5 protein-coding genes are annotated in these 4,259 nt (G+C 45.9%); all 5 read right to left on the bottom strand.

All coding sequences use genetic code 11. The features are described from left to right. Nucleotides 1–182 precede the first annotated feature (182 nt). A complete protein-coding gene (gene atpG / locus ACFQ2O_RS20300; protein WP_377532387.1) occupies nt 183–1,073 on the bottom strand; it encodes an ATP synthase F1 subunit gamma in 891 nt (296 codons plus the stop codon). Between the two features lie 70 nt (nt 1,074–1,143). After that, nucleotides 1,144–2,724, bottom strand: coding sequence for a F0F1 ATP synthase subunit alpha (gene atpA, locus ACFQ2O_RS20295; protein ID WP_377532384.1), 1,581 nt, complete (start codon nt 2,722–2,724; stop codon nt 1,144–1,146). Nucleotides 2,725–2,726: 2 nt separating this feature from the next. Then, the gene (gene atpH, locus ACFQ2O_RS20290; RefSeq protein ID WP_377532381.1) at nt 2,727–3,284 is read right to left on the bottom strand and encodes an ATP synthase F1 subunit delta; all 558 of its coding nucleotides are present in this window, start codon (nt 3,282–3,284) and stop codon (nt 2,727–2,729) included. 52 nt (nt 3,285–3,336) lie between these two features. Beyond that, nucleotides 3,337–3,831 (bottom strand): F0F1 ATP synthase subunit B, encoded by a 495-nt coding sequence (locus tag ACFQ2O_RS20285; RefSeq protein WP_377532378.1) that lies wholly within the window; start codon nt 3,829–3,831, stop codon nt 3,337–3,339. 155 nt (nt 3,832–3,986) lie between these two features. Next, nucleotides 3,987–4,244, bottom strand: coding sequence for an ATP synthase F0 subunit C (gene atpE / locus ACFQ2O_RS20280; protein WP_266203433.1), 258 nt, complete (start codon nt 4,242–4,244; stop codon nt 3,987–3,989). Nucleotides 4,245–4,259 lie beyond the last annotated feature (15 nt).

Genomic DNA, 4,259 nt, shown 5'->3' with positions numbered 1-4,259 from the left:
TTTCATATTTTTCAAAGTTACTTATCACAAATATAATAAGTACTCTCACGGTTTTACCTTTAGCTAAAGCTGCACACCTAATTTTACAATTTAGTAACAGCGCCTTCTGCAGGCTACCCCTCAAAAAATAAGCAGCGCCCACCTGTGCTGATGGGCGCTGCTGTCTTGCTTTTGGAAGCTTTTTATTTGGCTGCTAAGGCCTCGGCACCACCCACGATTTCGAGAATCTCTTTCGTGATGGCAGCCTGGCGTGTCCTGTTATAGGTCAGCTTTAATTCCTTGATTAACTCTCCAGCGTTCTCTGTTGCTTTATCCATGGCTGTCATACGGGCACCATGTTCAGAGGCATTAGACTCCAGCACAGCTTTGTATACCTGAATTTTAAGCGACTTCGGAATCAGCTCAAGTATGATTTCTTCTTTAGATGGCTCAAATGTGTAATCTACCTGCATGGCAGCAGGATCAATCTCTGCAGCTGGTTTCTCCACTATTGGAAGGAACTGCTCCTGGCGCACAACCTGAGTAGCTACGTTCTTAAACTCGTTAAAAACAAGATCAACCTGATCAAACTCTCCACTCGCAAAGCCAGCCATTGCTCGTTCAGCCGCTTCACGTACAGCGTCAAAAGATAAGGTAGAGAAAAGATTGGCATAGTCGCTGATTACGTTCATGCCTCTCTTGCGGAAGGCATCGTTTCCTTTGCGGCCTATCGTCAGCACTGTTACTCTTCCTGCTTCAAACTGAGCGCTATACTTGTTTTGAATAAGTGAGACAACTCCTTTTACAATGTTCGAGTTGAATGCACCCGCCAAGCCACGGTCAGAGGTTACGGCAATGATCAGCACGCTGTTAACCTCACGCTTTTGAGCATACTGGTTTTCTACAGAGCCTTCTGTCATTGATGAAAGGTTCGTCAGAATGCCACTCAGGCGCTGCGCATAAGGGCGCATACGCATAATGCTATCCTGCGCGCGTCTTAACTTAGCAGCCGACACCATTTTCATGGCTTTCGTGATCTGCTGTGTCGAAGACACCGATACAATGCGGCTTCTAACCTCTTTTAAACTTGCCATACTATTGTTATAAACATAAAATTAGGAGTTAAAAGCGAACTGCTCTTAACTCCTAATTCCTTGACTATGACTATTTTCTATATTTAGCTGAAATCTCTTTCGCAACCTGCTTCAGTGTACCAGTAATCTGATCATCCAGTTTACCAGCTCTTAAGCCGTTCAGAACATCTGTGTGCTGTGCACGCAGGGCGCGCAGGTACTCACCTTCAAACGCTCTTACTTCTGAAACAGGAACCTCATCAAGCAAACCGTTGGTAGCACAGTAGATCATGGCAACCTGCTCTTCTACAGCTACCGGCGAGAACTGCGCCTGCTTCAGGATTTCAAGGTTACGACGACCACGCTCGATAGTCAGCTTAGTTGATGCATCCAGGTCAGAACCGAACTTAGCAAATGCCTCTAGTTCACGGAACTGTGCCTGATCCAGCTTCAAGGTACCAGCTACTTTCTTCATCGACTTAATCTGGGCAGAACCACCTACACGTGATACCGAAATACCTACGTTAATAGCCGGACGAATACCAGAGTTGAACAGGTTTGTCTCCAGGAATATCTGACCATCCGTAATAGAGATTACGTTTGTCGGGATATAAGCAGAAACGTCACCAGCCTGCGTTTCAATGATAGGAAGCGCTGTTAATGAACCGCCACCTTTCACCAAATGCTTGATAGAGTCTGGCAAATCGTTCATGTTACGAGCGATCTCGTCAGAAGAAGTTACTTTGGCAGCACGCTCCAATAAGCGAGAGTGCAGGTAGAATACGTCACCTGGATAAGCCTCACGTCCTGGTGGTCTTCTTAGCAACAGCGATACCTCACGGTATGCAACAGCCTGCTTAGACAGGTCATCATACACAATAAGTGCAGGGCGGCCTGTATCGCGGAAGAACTCACCGATAGCAGCACCTGTAAATGGTGCGAAGAACTGCATTGGAGCAGGGTCAGCGGCAGATGCAGCTACAACAGTAGTATACTCCATCGCACCACCTTCTTGCAGGGCTTTTACTACTTGCGCAACGGTAGATGCTTTCTGGCCTACGGCCACATAGATACAGTAAACAGGCTCGCCTCTATCGAAAAATTCGCGCTGGTTCAGGATAGTATCAATGGCTACCGCAGTTTTACCTGTCTGACGGTCACCGATGATCAACTCACGCTGACCACGGCCAACCGGAATCATGGAGTCAATTGCCTTGATACCTGTCTGCATTGGTTCGTTAACTGGCTGACGGAAAATCACACCTGGTGCTTTACGCTCCAAAGGCATTTCGTATAGTTCGCCAGTAACAGGGCCTTTACCATCAATAGGCAAACCCAATGTATTTACAACACGACCAACAATACCTTCACCTACTTTTACAGAGGCAATACGGTTTGTTCTTTTTACGGTCGCACCTTCTTTAATTTCGCTGTAGTCTCCAAGTAATACGGCACCTACATTGTCTTCTTCCAAGTTCAGAACCATGGCCTGCAGACCGTTCTCAAACTCTAAAAGCTCACCGGACTGTGCTTTAGAAAGTCCGTAAATTCGAGCGACACCGTCACCCACTTGCAGTACAGTACCTACTTCTTCCAGTTCCGCCTCGGTACGGAAGTTAGATAGCTGCCCTCTCAATATGGCTGATACTTCATCAGGTCTTACTTCTGCCATGATTATAGTTTATTGATGTATGGGTTGTCTTTAAAATTATTCTTCAGCTTGCGAAGACTGTTCTTCACAGAGCTGTCAATTTGTTTATCACCTACGCGCAGCACAAAGCCACCGATCAGTGAAGGATCTACGCGCTCAACCAGCTCAATACGTTTGCCTGTTTCAGCAACAAGGCGTTGTCCCAGCTCATCGCGTAGTGCAGGAGAAAGAGGTACAGCAGAAATTACTTCGGCTGTCTGTATTCCTTTTTCTACTTTGTATTGGTCTTGAAAAGATTTTGCAACGGCTTCAAGTGCCGATTCACGATTTTTCCGGGCGACAAGATTAAAGAAGGACAGCGTCAGCTCCTGTACCTTACCCTGGAAAATGGCATTAATTACTGCCAGCTTCTTATCTGACTTTACGATTGGATTCTCCAACAGCAGCTGAAAATCGCGGTTCTGAGAAACTACCTTCGAGAACAGTTGCATGTCAGCATTTACCTGCTCCAACTCGTTTCTTTCGATAGCCAGCTCAAGCAGTGACTTCGCATATCTTGAAGCAACTCTAATTTCTGACATAGTGCTTGTGTATAAGACAATGAGACTGCGTTAGCAGTTCACAGTTTATTTGTTAGTTAAGCGTTACTTCACGAATATAATCCTGAGCCAGTGCCTGCTGTGCGTTCTTGTCGCTCAACTCACGTCTCAATATCTGCTCAGCAATCTCTAACGATAGTGTAGCAGCCATGTTCTTCACCTCTGTAATGGCAGCACGCTTCTCATTTTCGATCGCCTCACGTGCATTCGTAATCATACGAGCACCTTCTTCGTCAGCTTTTTGCTTTGCAGTTTCTACAATGCTGTTTCCAGCCTCAGTAGCCTCTTTCAAGATTTTGTCGCGCTCTAAACGAGCTTCAGCCAACAACTTTTCGTTGTCTGCTTTCAACGACTGCATTTCCAGCTTTGCTTTCTCAGCCGCACTTAATGCATTTTCGATAGAAGTCTCACGATCGTGCAGTGCACGCATGATTGGCTTCCATGCAAACTTTGCAAGCAGGAACAGCACGATCAGGAACGTTACTGTCTGCCAGAAAAGTAGACCTATACCAGGGGTTACTAATTCCATTGTTTATGTAGGTTGAATTTGTTTCTTATCAGGGGTAGCCGCAACCACCATTTTAACTATAAAGCACTATGTTTAGACCTCAACGTCTGGGCCATACGCCCAGACGTGAGATCTACAAAAGCTTGTTAGCCTTTGATACTTTTACCTAATGGTAATTAAGCAATAGCGATCAGAAGACACACTACCACACCGAAAAGGGTAACACCCTCGATAAGTGCAGCAGAGATGATCATGGCAGTCTGGATTTTGCCACCAGCCTCTGGCTGACGAGCGATAGATTCCATTGCAGAACCACCGATACGACCGATACCAAGACCAGCGCCAAGAGCCACTAGACCTGCACCGATACCGGCACCCATGATACCAAGACCAGCGCCTTCAGATACAGCTTGAAGCAAGATTGCTAACAACATAGTTATAAAAATATA

This window comes from Pontibacter rugosus (assembly GCF_042678745.1).
In the GTDB taxonomy this organism is placed as follows: domain Bacteria; phylum Bacteroidota; class Bacteroidia; order Cytophagales; family Hymenobacteraceae; genus Pontibacter; species Pontibacter rugosus.
This window is presented reverse-complemented; position numbering and strand designations above follow the sequence as displayed.